Annotated in this window: 17 protein-coding genes and 1 tRNA gene; 13 read left to right on the top strand and 5 right to left on the bottom strand. The window is 71.4% G+C overall.

All coding sequences use genetic code 11. The annotated features are described in order from the left end of the window. Positions 1–233: 233 nt before the first annotated feature. A tRNA-Leu gene (locus tag J2S59_RS05370) sits at positions 234–317 on the top strand. Between the two features lie 129 nt (positions 318–446). Here J2S59_RS05370 and J2S59_RS05365 read toward each other — a convergent pair. Beyond that, on the bottom strand, positions 447–998 hold the full coding sequence (locus J2S59_RS05365) for a YceI family protein (protein WP_068125064.1): 552 nt from the start codon (positions 996–998) through the stop codon (positions 447–449). 121 nt (positions 999–1,119) lie between these two features. Between J2S59_RS05365 and J2S59_RS05360 the strand changes: the two genes are divergently transcribed. The 3 genes from J2S59_RS05360 (at position 1,120) to J2S59_RS05350 (ending at position 4,205) form a co-directional block, all read left to right on the top strand. Next, positions 1,120–1,623: a MarR family winged helix-turn-helix transcriptional regulator gene (locus J2S59_RS05360; RefSeq protein ID WP_068125067.1), complete on the top strand. Its 504-nt coding sequence runs from the start codon at positions 1,120–1,122 to the stop codon at positions 1,621–1,623. Between the two features lie 131 nt (positions 1,624–1,754). After that, entirely contained in the window at positions 1,755–3,794 is a 2,040-nt protein-coding gene (locus tag J2S59_RS05355) for a sensor histidine kinase (protein ID WP_306824894.1), read from the top strand. Between the two features lie 9 nt (positions 3,795–3,803). After that, complete coding sequence (locus tag J2S59_RS05350) at positions 3,804–4,205, top strand: VOC family protein (RefSeq protein WP_068122989.1); 402 nt, start codon at positions 3,804–3,806, stop codon at positions 4,203–4,205. A gap of 20 nt (positions 4,206–4,225) precedes the next feature. Here J2S59_RS05350 and J2S59_RS05345 read toward each other — a convergent pair whose 3' ends face one another. Then, complete coding sequence (locus J2S59_RS05345; protein ID WP_068122992.1) at positions 4,226–5,509, bottom strand: oxygenase MpaB family protein; 1,284 nt, start codon at positions 5,507–5,509, stop codon at positions 4,226–4,228. Positions 5,510–5,553: 44 nt separating this feature from the next. Between J2S59_RS05345 and J2S59_RS05340 the strand changes: the two genes are divergently transcribed. The 3 genes from J2S59_RS05340 (at position 5,554) to J2S59_RS05330 (ending at position 8,734) form a co-directional block, all read left to right on the top strand. Then, complete coding sequence (locus tag J2S59_RS05340; RefSeq protein WP_246360495.1) at positions 5,554–6,225, top strand: TetR/AcrR family transcriptional regulator; 672 nt, start codon at positions 5,554–5,556, stop codon at positions 6,223–6,225. Positions 6,226–6,467: 242 nt separating this feature from the next. Beyond that, positions 6,468–7,529 (top strand): IS110 family RNA-guided transposase, encoded by a 1,062-nt coding sequence (locus J2S59_RS05335; RefSeq protein WP_306824893.1) that lies wholly within the window; start codon positions 6,468–6,470, stop codon positions 7,527–7,529. A gap of 14 nt (positions 7,530–7,543) precedes the next feature. After that, entirely contained in the window at positions 7,544–8,734 is a 1,191-nt protein-coding gene (locus J2S59_RS05330; RefSeq protein WP_068116777.1) for a zinc-binding dehydrogenase, read from the top strand. Here J2S59_RS05330 and J2S59_RS05325 read toward each other — a convergent pair. Beyond that, complete coding sequence (locus tag J2S59_RS05325) at positions 8,694–9,404, bottom strand: TetR/AcrR family transcriptional regulator (protein ID WP_068116779.1); 711 nt, start codon at positions 9,402–9,404, stop codon at positions 8,694–8,696. The genes J2S59_RS05330 and J2S59_RS05325 overlap by 41 nt on opposite strands. 89 nt (positions 9,405–9,493) lie before the next feature. Here J2S59_RS05325 and J2S59_RS05320 point away from each other — a divergent pair, with 89 nt between their 5' ends. Continuing rightward, a complete protein-coding gene (locus tag J2S59_RS05320) occupies positions 9,494–9,916 on the top strand; it encodes a nuclear transport factor 2 family protein (protein ID WP_068116781.1) in 423 nt (140 codons plus the stop codon). Between the two features lie 24 nt (positions 9,917–9,940). Here the strand turns inward: J2S59_RS05320 and J2S59_RS05315 are convergent, their stop codons facing one another. Both J2S59_RS05315 and J2S59_RS05310 read right to left on the bottom strand, forming a co-directional pair. Then, on the bottom strand, positions 9,941–11,206 hold the full coding sequence (locus J2S59_RS05315) for a glutaminase (RefSeq protein ID WP_068116783.1): 1,266 nt from the start codon (positions 11,204–11,206) through the stop codon (positions 9,941–9,943). Beyond that, positions 11,203–12,186: an EamA family transporter gene (locus J2S59_RS05310; RefSeq protein ID WP_246360075.1), complete on the bottom strand. Its 984-nt coding sequence runs from the start codon at positions 12,184–12,186 to the stop codon at positions 11,203–11,205. Before J2S59_RS05310 ends, J2S59_RS05315 begins: the two co-directional genes overlap by 4 nt. Positions 12,187–12,276: 90 nt before the next feature. Here J2S59_RS05310 and J2S59_RS05305 point away from each other — a divergent pair, with 90 nt between their 5' ends. The 5 genes from J2S59_RS05305 to J2S59_RS05285 all read left to right on the top strand — a co-directional run bounded on the left by J2S59_RS05305 (position 12,277) and on the right by J2S59_RS05285 (position 17,226). Then, entirely contained in the window at positions 12,277–12,819 is a 543-nt protein-coding gene (locus J2S59_RS05305; RefSeq protein ID WP_068116784.1) for a CGNR zinc finger domain-containing protein, read from the top strand. Between the two features lie 5 nt (positions 12,820–12,824). After that, positions 12,825–13,454, top strand: coding sequence for a pyroglutamyl-peptidase I (gene pcp / locus J2S59_RS05300; protein ID WP_220138275.1), 630 nt, complete (start codon positions 12,825–12,827; stop codon positions 13,452–13,454). 169 nt (positions 13,455–13,623) lie between these two features. Further along, positions 13,624–14,691: an ATP-binding cassette domain-containing protein gene (locus J2S59_RS05295; protein ID WP_442417832.1), complete on the top strand. Its 1,068-nt coding sequence runs from the start codon at positions 13,624–13,626 to the stop codon at positions 14,689–14,691. Next, positions 14,688–15,506: an ABC transporter permease gene (locus J2S59_RS05290; RefSeq protein WP_181641473.1), complete on the top strand. Its 819-nt coding sequence runs from the start codon at positions 14,688–14,690 to the stop codon at positions 15,504–15,506. The genes J2S59_RS05295 and J2S59_RS05290 overlap by 4 nt, the downstream gene beginning before the upstream one ends. 40 nt (positions 15,507–15,546) lie before the next feature. Continuing rightward, positions 15,547–17,226, top strand: coding sequence for an AMP-binding protein (locus J2S59_RS05285; RefSeq protein ID WP_220138276.1), 1,680 nt, complete (start codon positions 15,547–15,549; stop codon positions 17,224–17,226). Positions 17,227–17,273: the final 47 nt, after the last annotated feature.

The raw sequence follows: 17,273 nt of genomic DNA, 5'->3' as shown, positions 1-17,273 counted from the left end.
TGCAGGTCGCGGTCGTGTGGGTACGTCGTGGGGTGTCAGGCAGGCGGAAGGTCCGGCCGGGGCGGCCGGATCTCCTCGGACGGTCTACCCATCCGATCCGGCATCGTATCGGCCGGGTCCTCGCGGGGCTGGTCGCGACCGTCGCCGAGCCCCGCGCAGCCTGGCAGGTCGAGGGCGCCGACGGGGGGATTTCGTTGCCCGGGCACCGGTGGGATACCCTTCACAGGCTTCTCGCGCGAGTGGCGGAATAGGCAGACGCGCACGGTTCAGGTCCGTGTGCCCGAAAGGGCGTGGGGGTTCAACTCCCCCCTCGCGCACAGTGAGACAGCAACGAAGCCCCAGGTCATCGACCTGGGGCTTCGTGCGTGGCGGGGTGCGGAGCCAGTTGCCTCGAAACAGCCGAACGCCCCGCCGACGGATCGACGGGGCGTTCGCGGGGAGCTGGCTCAGGCGTTCTTGATGGCCGAGATCTCGAACTCCAGGGTGACCTTGTCGCTGACCAGGACGCCGCCGGCCTCGAGCGGGGCGTTCCACTCGACGCCGAACTCCTTGCGGCTGATGACGACGCTGCCCTCGAAGCCGACGCGCTCGTTGCCGAACGGGTCGACAGCCGCGCCCTCGTAGTCGAAGGGGATCGTGACGGACTTGGTGACGCCGCGGACGGTGAGGTCGCCGGTGATCTCGACGCTGGCGTCGCCCGTCTTCGTCACGCCGGTCGACACGAACGTGATGGTCGGGTACTCCTCCGGCGACAGGAAGTCGTTGCTGCGCAGGTGGCCGTCGCGCTGCTCGTTGCGGGTGTCGATGCTCGCGGACTGGATGGTCACGTTGACCGAGGACTTCGACAGGTCGTCGCCGTCGATGGTGGCGGTGCCGTCGAACTCGTTGAACGCGCCGCGGACCTTGGTCACCATCGCGTGGCGGGCGACGAACCCGAGGCGGCTGTGGCCGGCGTCGAGGGTGTAGGTGCCGGTCAGGTCGGTGAGGGTCTTCGTCATCAGGGATCTCCTTGAGTCAGTGTGGTGTGGAAGTCGGGGAAGCACCACCGGTTTGGTGACGCATCACGTACATACTGCCGGAACATGCGTGACGTGTCAACTATTCCGCTACACTGGTTTCATGACCGAGACCCCGTGGCTGACCGAGGAGCAGTTGTCCGTGTGGCGTGCCTGGCTGGCACTCAACGCGCAGCTGCCCGCCGCACTGCACCGTCAGCTCCAGGGCGACTCCGGGCTGTCACTGCCGGACTTCGAGGTGCTGGTCCATCTCACCGACACCCCCGAGGAGCGGCTCCGGGTCACCGACCTCGCGCGCGCCCTCGACTGGGACCGTAGCCGGGTCTCGCACCACATCAAACGCATGGAACGCCGTGGCCTCATCGGCCGTGAGGAATGCAGCTCCGATGGCCGGGGTGCGTTCGTCGTCCTCTCCGACACCGGGCGTACGGCGATCCGGGAGGCGGCGCCGGGCCACGCGCGACTCGTGCGGGAGCTGATCTTCGACCACCTCACCGCCGACGAGCTCGCTGCGCTCGCCTCGATCACCACCAAGGTGCTCGAGCGCCTCGATCCTGCGGCCGCGCCGGCCTGCAGCGTCGTCGCCGGTCCGACCTCCGCGGACTGAGTCACCCCGAGCCGCACCGCCGTGAGCCGCACCGCCGAGGGGTGAGCAGCCAGCGACGGCGGACAAATTGGTCCAAGATGCTGCGCAGGCGCCGTACGAAGGCCGATCCTGGCGCTCGGGAGGGACCAACCATGCGGATGCCGGAGTCGGACGCGGCTCGCCTGTTCGGCCTGCTCGGGCTGACGTCGGTCTTCGGCGTGGTCGCGGTCGTCTCTACCCCCAGTGCGGGCACCGCGATCGGCATCTGGCCGATCGTCGGAGCGACCGCCGCCTTCATCTTCACCGGCCGGCCGGCCTGGCCGCTGCTGACCGTGCTGGTGGGCCTCATCGGCTTCGCCACCCTGTGGGTGGACCGACCGGCAGGGGCCGCGGCGGGACTCGGCGTCGGTCTCGCGCTCCAGGCCGCGGTGACGTGGCGGGTGTGGTGCCGGGGAGAGCGACGGGTGATCCCGAGCCTGCTCACCAACGGTGACCTGAGTCGGCTGTTGACGGCGGTCGTCGCGGGCGCCGCCGTCATGGCGATCTGCGCGGCACTGACGAGCGCCGTGACGGGGTGGGGAGAGCCACGGCGTCTGGCCCTCGCCGCCGCGACCGCCGGGCTGGCCTCGCAGCTGGTGCTCCTGCCCCTGCTCGCGCGGCTGGGCACGCGGACTCCCGCAGCGGGTCGGGGGGAGCTGGCCGCTCAGTGGGTCAACATCGTCGTGCTCGCCCCGTTCCTCTTCTTCAACCATGCGGCTTCGGTGACGCTGATCCTCATCCTGCCGACGCTCATGTGGGGCGCATTGCGCAGCCACGCGTACCAGGCGTTCGCCCAGCTCGTGGTGGTCGCCGGCGTCGCCGTGACCCTGACGACGGCGGGGATCGGTCCGCTCACCGGTCCTGGATTCGGGCGCTTCGGTCCTGACTCGCGGGGAATCCTCCTCGCGGTCTTCGTCGGGACGTGCGCCCTGGTGGTCCTGACGCTCGTCGTCAGCGTCGGGGAGCAAGCGGAGCAGCAGCGCCAGCTCGCCGCCGAGCGCGACCGGGTCGAGCGCATCGTCCATGGGACCTCCGGCGTGGCGATCATCGGCACCGACCTCGACCTCAACATCACGCTGTTCAACCCCGGTGCCGAGCGGCTCTACGGCTATCGCGCCGCCGAGGTGCTGGGTGGGCCGGTGTCGGTGCTCTCCTCCCACCTCCGCTCCGACCGGGAGGTGGAGCGCGAGGACGACCCGGCGGCGCTGACCGCCGGTCCCCGCGTCCTGCGCATCCGCCGCCGCGACGGCGCGATCCGCCAGCACCTGCTGGTCGTCAGCCCGGTGCGCGATGACCGGGGCGTCGAGATCGGCTACGTCACCACGGCCGAGGACATCACCGAACGCATCGAGACCGAGGAGCGGCTGCGGGAGGCCCTCGAGGCCGAGCGGGCCGCGAGCGAGCGGCTCCGCGAGGTCGACCAGGCCAAGGACACGTTCGTCTCCAACGTCAGCCACGAGCTGCGGACGCCGATCACCAGCATCCTCGGCTACACCGAGTTGCTGGCGGAGGGCGCCTATGGCGACCTCACCAAGGACCAGACCGACGCCGTACGCCGGATCGCCCGCAACAGCAACCGCCTGTTGTCGCTGATCGCCGACCTCCTGACCCTGTCGCGCATCCAGGAGAGTGGGGTCGGCCTGGCCGACCGCGAGCTCGACCTCGTGGAGGTCGTGAGTGCAGCGATGGCCCTGGTCGGGGTCGCGTACGAGCGCCGGGACCTGGACGTCTCCGTGGACCTCCCGCCGACCCCGATGCCCTACCGCGGCGACCGCGAGCAACTGGAGCGCGTGGTCCTCAACCTGCTCAGCAACGCGGTGAAGTTCACCCCCGACGGCGGACGCGTGACGGTGCGGCTCGCGGACGACGGCGCACACGCGGTCCTCGAGGTCACCGACACCGGCATCGGGATCCCGGCCGACGAGCTGGAGCAACTGTTCGAGCGGTTCTTCCGCTCGACGCTGTCGCAGCACAACGAGATCCCGGGCACGGGCCTCGGACTGCCGATCACCCGCACGATCGTCGAGCGGCACGGGGGACGGATCGAGGTGGACTCCGAGGTCGGTCGCGGGACGACGGTCCGGGTGCGGCTGCCGGCGCGCCACTCCGACGGCCCCACGCCGCGGACCGATCCGGTCCGGATCGCCCCGTAGGAAAGACCCATGGGACTGCGTTGGTACTCCACCGTCATCAACTGTCGTGACCCGCGTGCGCTGGCGCACTGGTGGGCCGAGACGCTCGGTTGGCAGATCGTCCACGAGGCCGACGACGAGTGCGTCGTCGTGCCGGCCCACCTCGACGTCGAGGACCTGCGGCGCGTGCCGTGGGCGGAGATGCCGCAGGGGCTGGTCTTCGTGCCGGTCCCCGAGGACAAGGCCGGCCTCAACCGCCTGCACCTCGACCTCGCCTGCCACCTCGCCGACGACCGGGACGCGCTCATCGCCGGGCTGGTGGAGCGCGGGGCGTCGTACGCCGACGTGGGGCAGGGCCACGACGTCACCCGGACCGTGCTCCGCGACCCGGAGGGCAACGAGTTCTGCGTGCTGTCGGCGCGGGAGTTCTGAACGCCCCGACAGACCTGGCGTCAGGTGGGCAGCTCCCCCACACCGTGCCTCCGGCCGTCGTCGGAGTAGTCGCGCATGACTCGCTCGACCACGGCGTGACCCCAGCGGTCGAGGCGCTGCGTGCCCCATGGCGTGCGCCCGAGGACCTGGTAGCGCCACACGTTGAGCGGCACGACGTAGGCCATCGCCCACGGCGGGCGGATCGGCAGACCGAGGTCGCGCATCGACTCGCGGCCGAGGAAGACCGTCAGCATGCTCAGCGTGCGCTCGACCTTGAACCGTCCGTGCGGGAGCCCGCGCAGCACCTCGATGATGGAGCGGCTGAGCTCTGCGCCCGCCGGCGTGACGTCGGCCTGCGCGCGCAGCACGTGGTAGTTGATTCGGTGCCGCTCCCGCTCGGAGTCGACCAGCCACTCCTCGTCGACGCCGAGCAGCCAACCGACGTACTTCCACAGGTGCATGACCGCACGCGAGTCGGCCTTGGAGACCGGGACCCCGAGGCCGCGTACGCCGATGAGCACGACCGCGTCGAAGAGCCCGAGGGTCGCGGCCTGGTCGGTCTGGTTGACCGGCAGGCCCCACTGCGCTGAGTCCCAGCGCTCGGAGCGCTCGAAGGAGGCGTTGACCAGAGCGTGCATCGCGCGCACGTGGACGGTGAGCCGCCACGCCTCGGCGTACGGCTCGAGCCCGCCCGGGATCGACAGCGAGGTGGTCCAGGTCTGGGTCTCGGCGAGCCGGCGCTTGGTGGTCTGGCCGGTGAGGCCCCCGGTGGCGACGAGCAGGTCGGCCGGTCCGCCGAAGCGGTAGCCACCGATGAGGGAGAGCTGCAGCAGCACGTCGGCGGCATTCTGCCCGAAGCGGTGGTAGGCCCGCTGCCCCTGCGCGAGCAGGTCCCAGTCGACCCAGTCGGGGGTCGCCTCGACGGCGGCGAAGAAGTCCACGAGGGCGGGGGCGGGGTCCTCGACCGCCGCTACTCCCCCGGCCAGCGCGGTGCGGAAGTCGGCCATGGAGACCCGGCCGGGCTCCCCGGCTCGCAACTTCATCGCGTCCGCGAGCCGCGCGCCGAGCTCGTCGCGCTCGCCGAAGCCCTGGCCGATCCGGGTCATCAGCCCCTCGTCGAGCTCGCGAACCCCCGCGACCACCCGCAGCGTGCGGCCGATCCGGGCAGCACGCTCCTCGCCGGCGCGGAAGCGGGCCGGGGGGCTGGAGGGGGCTCCCGGCGTCGCCGCCTCGGGGGAGGCAGTGGGGTCGGCTGACGGGGTGGTCGCGGGGGCGGTCGCGGTGACCGTGGAGGGAGTGGTCATGCGACCAGTCTGACGCGAGCAATCACTCGCATACAATTCGCGTCGTGCCCTCCTCTCCCTCGCGGCCCACGCGTGCAGCAGCCCCCACCCCGTCCCCCGCCCCCGTGCGCAAGGTCCCGCAGCAGGAGCGCTCGCGACTGATGGTCGCCCGGCTGGTCGAGGCCGGGCGGCAGGTGCTGCACCGTGATGGCTACGAGGGGTTCACGACCAACCGCGTCGCGCAGGAGGCGGGGGTCAGCCCGGGCTCGCTCTACCAGTACTTCTCCGACAAGGGCGCGATCATCGCGGCGATCATCGCCCGCTGGTCCGACGAGGTGGAGGAGCGCGCGACCACCGGCCTGGCCGCCCGGCTCGGCGAGGAGGGTCCGGCGATGGTGCGTGCCGTCGCGGACGCGTTGCTGGAGGCGCTCGAGACCAGCCCGGAGCTGCTGCGGGTGGTGATGGAGGAGCTGCCACCCAGCCAGCACCGCCCACGACTGGTCTCCTTCGAGCGCCGCGTCATCGACCTGGTCACCGCCTACCTCGCCGCCCGCCCCGGCGCGCTGGGACCCGAGCGCAGCGCGGCCCGGATCGCCTGGGTCCTGGTGATGGCGGTCGAGAACCTCAGCGTGCGTTTCGTCCTCGACGCCCCCGCGCTGTCACGCGACGAGTTCCTCGACGAGGTGACCGCGCTGTGTCTCGGCTATCTGGATCCGACGGGAGCGACGAGCCCCTAGGTTGACCTCAGTGTCAGGGTGATGGCCGCCGCTACCTGCGGCTGGTTGGATCCTGAGCATCCGGTGTCTGGCTCATAGGTTGCCTGCCGACGTCGTGTCTGGCGTGCATGGGTTTTGCCGGCACCGGGTGTGAAGGAGCCGGCCGGCGTGACTTGATAGGAGCGTGGCATCGCCCCCACTGAGATGTGTCCGCCGACCGGCCCAACCGTCCTGTCACTCGCAGTGAGAAGGAGGCAACCACCATGGTTGTTGTTGGTTCGGATGTGCACAAGCGGACGCACACGTTCGTCGCGGTCGACGAGGGCGGCCGCAAGGTCGGGGAGCTCACCGTCAAGGCCGTGAGCAAAGGGCACGACAAGGCGATCTGCTGGGCCCGGGAGCGGTTCGGGAACGAGTTGACGTGGGCGATCGAGGACTGCCGTCACCTCTCGGCACGACTCGAGCTGGATTTGTTGGAGGCCGGCGAGCAGGTGGTGCGGGTGCCTGCGAAGTTGATGGCCGAGCAGCGCCGCACCGCCCGCACCCGGGGTAAGTCGGACCCGATCGACGCGCTCGCGGTCGCCCGTGCCGCACTGCGCGAGCCCGACCTGCCGATCGCCAGCCACGACGAGGAGTCGCGGGAGCTGAAGCTGCTGGTGGATCGGCGTGAGGACCTGGTCGGTGAGCGGACCCGGATGATGAACCGGCTGCGTTGGCACCTGCACCGCATCGCCCCCGGCGACCCTGCCGGCAATCCTGCGTCGAAGGCGCTGAAGCGGGCCAAGACCCGTCGGCAGTTGGCCGCATGGCTGGCTGGCCAGGCGGGGATCGACGCCCGGCTGGCCCGCGACATTCTCGCCGACATCGACCGGGTCACCCCGGTCATCGATGACCTGGAACGCGAGATCACAGCCTTGGTGAAGACCCGGGCGCCCGAACTGGTCCAACTGCCCGGCTGTGCAGCGCTGACCGCGGCCAAGATCCTCGGGGAGACCGCCGGGATCGACCGGTTCGCCAGCGACGCCAAGTACGCCATGCACGCCGGTGTCGCCCCGATCCCTGTCTGGTCCGGACGCACCAGAGGCAGGGTCCGCCACAACAAGTCCGGCAACCGACAGCTCAACGCGGCACTCCACCGCATCGCCGTCACCCAGATACGTCTCGGTGGCCTCGGCCGCGCCTACTACGACAAGCGGCTGGCCGCCGGAGACTCCAAGACCGAGGCACTGCGTTGCCTCAAGAGACGACTCGCCCGAGTCGTCTTCCAGACCCTGAAGAACAACCCCTCGAGCGACGTGGCGGCTGGACTCGCCACAGCCGCTTGACATAGGAGAAACCCATGCGTGCCGTCAGCTGCCACCGTGGAGAGCTCAGCGTCGTCGACGTCTCGGAGCCGCGTCCGGACAAGGGCCAGATCCTGCTCGAGGTGACCCGGGCCGGGATCTGCGGCTCCGACCTGCACGCGCGCCACCACGCCGACGAGGTGGCCGACGGGGTCGCGCAGCTGGGCTACCCGCACCTCATGCGCAGCGACCAGCACGTCGTGATGGGCCACGAGTTCACCGGCACGATCCTCGAGTACGGCCCCGGCACGCGGCGCAAGTGGCCGCTCGGCACGCCCGTCGTCGCGCTGCCGATGTTGCGCACCGCCGAGGGCGTGCAGCTGACCGGGCTGACGACCAAGGCCCCGGGCGGGTACGCCGAACGCGTCCTGGTCAGCGAGGCGCTCACCCTCCCGGTCCCCGACAACGTCTCCCCCACCCTGGCCGCACTGACCGAACCACTCGCGGTGGCTCGCCACGCCGTACGCCGGGGGGAGGTGGGCAAGCGCGACGTCGCGATCGTGATCGGCTGCGGCCCGATCGGGCTGGCGGTCATCCTCATGCTCAAGGCGCAGGGCGTGCGCACCGTCGTCGCCAGCGACTTCTCCCCCGCCCGTCGGGCGCTGGCGACCGAGTGCGGGGCCGACGTGGTCGTCGATCCGGCGGCGGAGTCGCCGTGGGAGGCGTACGGCGGTCGGCGTACGCACTTCACGACCGCGCCGGCGTTGTTCGACTTCGCCCTCGACAGCACCCAGGCGCTGCGCCGCGTCCCCGGCCTGCCGTGGTGGAAGGTGATGGCGCTGGCCGAGCGACTCGGGCAGGCACCGCGCGGACCGGTCGTCTTCGAGTGCGTCGGGGTGCCGGGGATGATCGACCACGTCGTCGCGGCGGCGCCGATGCGCTCACGGATCGTCGTGGTCGGCGTCTGCATGGGCCCCGACACGATCCGCCCGACGATGGCGATCAACAAGGAGGCCGAGCTCCGGTTCGTCTTCGCCTACGACCCCGCGGAGTTCCGCGACACGCTGCACCTCGTGGCCGACGGGCGCATCGACCCGTCCCCGCTCGTGACCGGCACCGTGGGCCTCGACGGCGTGGCCGCGGCGTTCGAGGTGCTCGGCGACCCCGAGCAGCACGCCAAGATCCTGGTGGACCCCGCGAGCGACGTCAGCGTGCCCCCGCCAGCGCGAGCGCCGAGGACGTCATGAACCGGCGTACGTCGTCGCCGGTGATGCGCGAGACCGTCGGCACGCCGGGCTGGGCCTCCCCCACGAGCATCCCGATGCGGGCGAGCTGGAGCGCGCCGAGCGCCGAGGCATACATGTAGTTGGCCAGCAGCGTGGAGTCCTCCACGTCGAAGTCACCGCTGGCGGCGCCGTCGTCGAGAGTGGTGATCACCGAGCGCAGGCAGGCCGAGAGCCCGCGGCCGAGCCGAAACAGCGCGGCCTCGCTGAGCTGCTCCTCGAGCTCGCTGCCCTGCAACCGCATCAGCGCCTGCGCGCAGTCGACGAAGGCGGGGAACTCCAGGCCGTAGTCGACGAACGCGGCGACGACGGCGGCGAGCCGCTCGCGAGCGGGTACGTCGGAGCGAGCGGCGGCCTCGAGACGCGCCTGCAGCTCGGCGAGGTAGCCCTCGACCGTGAGGGCGAACAGCTCGTCCTTGCCGGAGAAGTGCCGGTAGATGATCGCCCGGTTGATCCCGACCTCACGGGCGATGTCCTCGATCTGCACGTCACCGACGCCGGTGGAGTCGAACAGGCTCCGCGTCGCCGCGAGGATCTGCTGCTCGCGGACGCGCCGGCGAGCCGCGGCACTCGTGCGGGCGGGGCGTGGGGACGGTTCGGGGGTGGTGCGGTCTCCGGTGGTGCGGTCGGACATGGTCCGAAGGGTAGTGCAACTGCGTGTCACACAGGCGTGACACAGGTGACACAACGAGTCCGCGGCTGCGGGGGTCCTACGCTGCCGGGATGGACCAGCACGCCGTACCCCCGTCCGCTGTCGTCACCGCCTGGCACCGACTCGTCGCGGTGGGGCGCGAGGACCGCGAGGCGGCGTACGCCCTGCTCGACGCCCTGCTCGCGCCCGACGTGGTGTTCCGCTCCCCCGCCGTGCACACGCCGCAGGAGGGCAAGCAGGTGACCACGGCGTACCTGCGCGCGGCGCTGGTCGTGCTGGGCCCGGAGCTGACCTATGTCCGGGAGTGGTACGCCGGCAACTCCGCCGTGCTGGAGTTCACGACCACGGTCGGGGGCAAGCAGGTGCACGGGATCGACATGATCACCTGGGACGCGGAGGACCGCATCGTCGACTTCACCGTGATGGTGCGCCCGCAGCAGGGGCTCGCCGCCGTGATCGAGGCGATGGGTGCGGAGCTGATGCGCGGCGCGTGAGCCGGCTCCGAGCGTCGCGACCGCTCACTCGCCGGTGACGTCGACCCGCACCGGCTCCTGCGTCGAGGGGTCTTCCCCGACCTCGATCGGGCCGGGCTCCGACAGCAGACCGTCGGGGTCGTGCACCTCGACCTCGCGCCCCTCGAGCACCAGGCGGCGGATGGCCTCGTGCAGCATGCGCCGACCGACCTTGCGGATCTCGTGGACGCGGGTGAGGTCGATGACGATCCGGTTGTGCTCGGGCGGGTCCTCGTCGATGGTGCGGATCACTCGCTCCATCCCGACGAAGTTGATCGAGCCCTGCAGCTCGTAGCGCCAGGCGTGGCCGTCGTCGCCGGTGAGCATCGATCGCGCGGGCGCCGGCACCTCCATCAGGTGCATCCCCATGTCGTGGGAGAGCTTGCGGAACATCTTCACGCCGCGCACCGAGGTGCCGTGGTCGTCCAGGCGCGGGCTCACGGTCGCGACCCCGACCTGCCCCGGGAGTGAGCCGATGATCCCGCCCGAGACGCCGCTCTTGGCCGGGATGCCGATGGTCGAGAGCCAGTCGCCGGCGGCGTCGTACATCCCGCACGTCGTCATGACGCTGAGCACCTGACGGGCGACGGCGTGCGGGATGACGCGCTCACCCGTCACCGGCTGGACGCCGCCGTGGGCCAGGGTCGCGGCCATGAGGGCGAGGTCGCAGACCGTGACGCGGACGGCGCACTGGCGCACGTAGCCGCGCACGACCGCGCGCGGGTCGCCGGTGATGTTCTCGTGACTGCGGAGCATGTAGGCGATCGCGTGGTTGCGATGCGCCGAGGACACCTCGGCCTCGTAGATCTCCTCGTCGACCTCGAGCTCGCGGCCCGCGAACCGGCTCAGTGCGTCGAGCACCTGCGCGTTGCGCTTGTCCTCGGTGATGCCGGGCTCGCCGACCATCTGGTGGGTCGTGAGGGCACCGGCGTTGATCATCGGGTTGAGCGGCCGGCCGGTCCCCGACTCCAGCGAGAGCTCGTGGAAGGCCTCACCGGAGGGCTCGACCCCGACGCGCTCGAGGACCTTGTCGATGCCGTGCTGGGCTAGCGCCACCGCGTAGACGAACGGCTTGGAGATCGACTGGATCGTGAACTCGAGGTCGGCGTCGCCGACGGCGTACACCGTGCCGTCGACCGTGCTCAGCGCGAGTGCGCCCACGTTGGGCTCGACCGCCGCCAGAGGGGGGATGTAGTCGGCCAGGCGCCCGGAGCGGTCGTCGGCAGTGCTCTGGACGACCTCGTCGAGGTAGTCGGGGATCGGCGACTTCATGCCGCCAGCGTGGCATCCGGCTCCACACCGGCATCGGCGAGCGGCTCGGCTTCGTCGAGCTTCACCGCGACGACACCGGCGACGATCAGTGCCCCGCCGACGAGCTGGATCCACGACGGGAGCTCGCCGAGCAGCAGCCAGGCGAAGAGCACGGCGAAGAGCACCTCGGTGAGGCCGACGAAGGAGGCGACCTTGGAGCCCAGGGCACGCGCGGCGGCGATGCCCACGGCGTACGCCACAGCGGCGGCCACGACCGCGAGCGCGAGGACGGCCGTCCACCACGGCACGGCGCGACCGGCGAAGGCGACGTCGTCGGTGCTCATCGTCATCGGCAGGACGCCGACCGCGCCGGCCAGGAGCAGGGCGATTGCGCCTACCGCGAGGCCGAAGGTCGCCAGCACCAGCGGCGGCAGGCCGTTGGTCTCGCGGGCGGAGAGGATGAAGTACGCCGCCAGGCCGACGGCGGCCAGCAGGCCCCAGCCGACGCCGATCGGGTCCACTCCCGTGGCGCTCGTGAGGTCGAGGATGAGCGCGAGACCGAGCAGGGAGAGCGCGACACCGGTCAGCGTGAGCCGGCGTGGGCGGCGTCCGTGGCGCAGCCAGAGCCAGCCGACGACGAGGACCAGGCCGAGGTACTCCAGCATGAGTGCGACGCCGACCTCGAGGCGCTGCACCGCGTTGAAGTAGGCCCACTGGCACCCGGCGATGGGGATGACGCCGTACACCGCGATGAGCCCGGCGTGGCTGCGCAGCAGGTGCCACCGGCCACGCAGCGAGAGCAGGGCGGGGACCAGCAGGACGAGCGCGCCGACGCCGACGCGCGCCGCCACGGTGGCACCGGAGCTCCAGCCGGCCTCGAGCAACGGCTTGGCCAGGGTGCCAGAGGTGCCGAAGGCGGCGGCGGTGATGAGGGCGAGCAGGAGTCCCCCGGGTGCGCGGCGGGCGGCCTGCAGGGTCTCGGCGTCCGGTGCGGTGCTCACGGGTGCCTCCGTCCGGTGTCCTCTGTCGGCGTCATGAGTGAAGTGATACAACGGTGATGACGCTAGACCTCCGACCCGTCAGGAGTCAACGTGGCTTTCACCCATGACGCGCAGGCGTCCCTGCGGTGTGCGGTCGACCTGGCCAACAGCGGGCTGGACGAGGAGGCGCTGGGCACCCTCGAGGCCCTCGACGCGTTCTGCGCCAAGTGGGACGTGACCGGGCGGCGCGACCACACCGCGGCCGAGCTGGCCGAGGTGCAGGCGCTGCGCCCCCGGCTCGTGCGGATGTGGCACCTGGCTGCCGCGGGCGACGAGACGGCGTTCGTCGGGGAGGTCAACGTGCTGCTGCGCGAGAGCGAGGCACTCCCCCAGCTGGTCACCCACGACGGCTGGGACTGGCACATCCACGCCCACCGCCCCGACGCGCCGCTCGCCCGCCGGCTGACGGTCGAGGCCGCGATGGCCTTCGTCGACGTGGTGCGTGCCGGTGAGCTCGACCGGTTCTCGATCTGCGCCGCCGACGACTGCGACGCGGTCGTCATCGACCTGTCGCGCAACCGGTCGCGCAAGTTCTGCGAGGCCGGCTGCGGCAACCGGATCGCGGCCCAGGCCTACCGGGCGCGCAAGGGATGAGCGGCGTGCGGGTGCTGGTGACCGGGTTCGCGCCGTTCGGGGGCGCCGCGACGAATCCCTCGGGGGACGCCGTACGCCGCCTGGCTGCGCAGTGGGATGAGCAGTGGGACGGGCCCGAGCGGCTGGTGACCGACGTGCTCCCGGTGACCTTCTCCGGCGCTGCGCCCCGGCTGCGCGCGCTGCTCGACGAGCACCGGCCGGCGGCCGTCCTCGCCGTCGGGCTGGCGGAGGGACGCGAGGCCGTCACGCCCGAGCGGGTCGCGGTCAACCTCGCCGATGCCCGCATCCCCGACAACGCGGGGGCTCAACCCCTCGACGAGCCGGTCGAGCCCGAGGGCCCGGCTGCCTACTTCGCCACCGCCCCGGTCAAGCACCTCGCCGCTGCCCTGCTCGCGGCCGGCATCCCCGCCGCGGTCTCCCACACCGCCGGCACCTTCGTCTGCAACCACGTCTTCTACGCCGCCCTGCACCACCTGCACCGCACCGGCCGCCCCCACGTGCCGGCGACCTTCGTCCACGTCCCCACCACCGACGTCGTCGCCCTCGACGACCAGGCCACCGCGCTCCGCATCGCCGTACGCACCCTGCTCGAGCCGCCCGCCGCGCCGTCCCCTCCCGGCGGTGCTGTGCACTGACCGGCGAATTCGCTACACATGTAGCGAAGTTTTCTCTTCGTACACGTTCCAGCCGGCGTGTCGCGCAAGAACGTCTACGAGGTGTGGCGCGTGGGACCAGGACCGGCGCGGTCCGCGGATGGGCGAAAAGCACTTGCCGCCGCCCGGTCGGCGGGTCGACGCTGCCGGGATGAACGCGATGATCCACGCGCGCGGCCTGGTGCAGACCTTCACCACCCGGCAGGGCAAGACCAAGAAGGAGGTCCGCGCCGTCGACGGGGTCGACCTCGACGTGGCTGACGGCGAGGTCGTGGGGTTCCTCGGGCCCAACGGCGCCGGCAAGACAACGACGCTGCGGATGCTGACCACCCTGCTGCGGCCGACCGCCGGCGAGGCCACCGTGGCGGGGTACGACGTGGTGCGCGAGGCCCGCGAGGTGCGGCGCTCGATCGGCTACGTCTCGCAGGCTGGTGGCGCGTTCTCGGCCGCGCGGGCGGGTGACGAGGTCGTCGACCACGGGATGCTCTACGGTCTGTCGCGCCGCGAGGCGACCCAGCGCGGACAGCAGCTCTTCGAGCAGCTCGACCTGCCGGGCCTGTGGACCCGGATGCCGCGGACGATGTCGGGTGGGCAGAAGCGCCGCCTCGACATCGCGATGGGCCTCATCCACGAGCCCCGCCTGGTCTTCCTCGACGAGCCGACCACCGGACTCGACCCGCAGGCCCGGGCGAACCTGTGGGACCACATCGCCGGGCTGCGCGAGCGCCGCGGTGCGACGGTCTTCCTCACCACGCACTACCTCGACGAGGCCGATGCGTTGTCGGACCGCATTGTGATCATCGACGCTGGACGGATCGTCGCCGCCGACACCTCGGCCAACCTCAAGGCACAGGTGGCCGGCGACCTGGTCGACCTCGAGATCGCCGACCCCGCGCGCGTCGGCGACGCCGCCGAACGGCTCGGCGCCCTGCTCGCCGTCAACGGCGGGGCACGCGACGCCGTACAGGTCGACGGACAGCACGTCCGCGGCCGGGTCCCGCGCGCCGGCGGCGAGGTGCCCGGCCTGCTGCGCGACCTCGACCGGCTCGGGATCGACCTGGCCTCCATCGAGGTCCAGCGCCCCACCCTCGACGACGTCTTCCTCGCGCTGACCGGTCGGTCCCTACGCGACGCCGAGGCCGAGGCCGACGCAGACCCGGACCCCGACGACGTACCTCCCGTCCCCGCCGACGCCGCACCCGCAGGAGCACCCCGATGACGACCACCCTCACCACCCCCAGGCCGGACACGCCGCTCGTCGTCGAGCGCGGCCCGGTCGCGTCGTTCGTCCGCGACGCCGTGATCGTCTTCCGCCGCCAGCTGCGGATGAACCTGCGCAACCCCGCCTGGGTGATCATCGGCGTGCTCCAGCCGGTGCTCTACCTGCTGTTGTTCGGGCCGCTCCTCGAGCCGCTCGTGGCGGAGTTCGGGTTCGCGAACGCCTACACGTTCTTCGTGCCCGGCATGCTCGTGCAGCTGGGACTGTTCGGCGCGTTCTTCGCGGGCTTCGGCCTGATCGCCGAGTGGCGCGAGGGCGTCGTCGAGGCCGAGCGCGTGACCCCCGCCAACCGTACGGCGCTGCTCGTCGGTCGGTTGATGCGTGACGAGCTGCAGCTGTTGGTCCAGGCCCTCATCCTCGTCGCCCTCGGCTTCGCGATGGGCATGCGGGCTCCGGTCCACGGGGTGGTGCTCGGTGTCGCCCTGACGATGCTCATCGGTGGTGCCTGCGCCGCGGCCTCCAACGCGCTGGCGCTGACGACCAAGAGCGAGGACGTCATGGCGCCGATGATCAACATGATCATGATGCCGGTCCTGCTGCTGTCGGGGATCCTGCTGCCGATGACGCTGGGCGCGCAGTGGCTCCAGACCATCGCGGACGTCATGCCGACCAAACACGTGGTGGACGCGGTGCGGACGTCGTTCGCCGGGGAGTTCGCCGGGTCGATGCTGTTCTGGGGCGTCGGCTGGACGCTGGTGCTCTTCGTGCTCGCCGTCTGGTGGGGCACTGCGACGTTCCGGCGCGAGAACTCCTGAGCGGGCGGCGACATGGACGCGCACCTTCTACCGTGTAACTATGACCCAGGCCACACCCACGATGCCCACCGTCGCCCACGCCACGATGGCCGAGCTCTTCTTGACCCGGGCCGAGGACGACACCTCCGGTCTGCTCTTCGAGGACGAGCGCTGGAGCTGGCGTGAGGTGATCGCCGAGGGAGCTCGACGCGCCGGGGTGCTGCGCGGGCTCCGTCCCGCGGACGGCCGCCCCTGGCACGTCGGGGTCCTGCTCGAGAACGTGCCCGAGTACCTCTTCCTCGTGGTCGGCGCGGCGCTGAGCGGCGCCACCGTCGTCGGCATCAACCCGACCCGGCGCGGAGCCGAGCTCGCGGCCGACATCCGCACGACCGACTGCGCGGTGCTGCTCGCCGACGAGGCGTACGTCGACCTGCTCGACGACGTCGACACCGACGCACGGGTCCTCCGCACCGACCGCACCGAGTACGCCGACCTGCTGGCCGCGCACGCGGGCGCCGTACCCGAGGCCTCTCCCGCAGCGCTCGACCCCACCACGACGCTGCTGCTGCTGTTCACCTCCGGCTCCACCGGAGCGCCCAAGGCGGTGGTCTGCTCGACCGGACGGTGGGCCTTCATCTGCCAGGTGAACCCGATCGAGTTCACCTCCGACGACGTGGCCTACAACGCGATGCCGCTGTTCCACGGCAACGCGCTGATGAGTGCCTGGGGGCCGTGCATCACCCACGGCGCGACGTTCGCGTTGAGGCGCAGGTTCTCGGCGTCGGGGTTCCTGCCCGACATCCAGCGGTTCGGCGCGACCTTCTTCAACTACGTCGGGCGTTCGCTGGCCTACGTGCTCGCCCAACCCGAGCGGGCCGACGAGGCCGACAACCGACTGCGGTTCGGCTTCGGCACGGAAGCCTCGGCGCGGGACCGGGCGGAGTTCCAGCGGCGCTTCGGCACGACGGTCTTCGAGTCCTACGGCTCCTCGGAGGGGACCTGCTACATCATCAACGGTCCCGACACCCCCGACGGTGCGCTCGGCAAGCCCCAGGTGGGGCACGTGCCGGAGATCGTCGGTGAGGACGGCGAGGTCTGCCCGCCCGCGCGCTTCGACGAGCACGGCGTCCTGCTCAACCCCGAGGAGGCGATCGGCGAGATCGTGTCCCGCGGTGCCGCGGCGCGGTTCGAGGGCTACTACAACAACCCCGCAGCCAGCGCGGAGAAGCTGCGCGACGGCGACTTCTGGACCGGCGACCTGGGCTATCGCGACGAGGAGGGGTTCTTCTACTTCGCCGGGCGGACGAGCGACTGGCTGCGTGTGGACTCCGAGAACTTCGCGGCGGCGCCGATCGAGCGGATCATCGCGCGCCACCGCGATGTCGCGGTCGTGGCGGTCTATCCCGTGCCCGACGCCCAGACCGGCGATCAGGTGATGGCGGCGCTGCAGCTGGTCGCCGAGGCCCCGGCGTTCGATCCCGATGCGTTCGCCCGGTTCCTGGCCGCCCAGCCGGACCTCGGCACCAAATGGGCTCCCCGGCTCGTGCGCATCACCCCCGACCTGCCGACCACCGCGACCAACAAGGTCGACAAGCCGGCCCTGCGCCGTGAGCACTGGGGTTCGCCCGACCCGGTCTGGGAGTGGCGCGACGGACGCTACGTCGAGATCGACGACGAACGCCGGGCCGCGCTGCACGCCGAGCTGGCCGAGCACGGGCGCGGCCACCTGCTCGGTCACTGATCTCCGGCGGCACGGCCTCGACACCGACCCCTTGCCAACCCGCTTTA

Source organism: Nocardioides massiliensis (assembly GCF_030811215.1).
Classification (GTDB): Bacteria; Actinomycetota; Actinomycetes; order Propionibacteriales; family Nocardioidaceae; genus Nocardioides_A; species Nocardioides_A massiliensis.
This window is presented reverse-complemented; position numbering and strand designations above follow the sequence as displayed.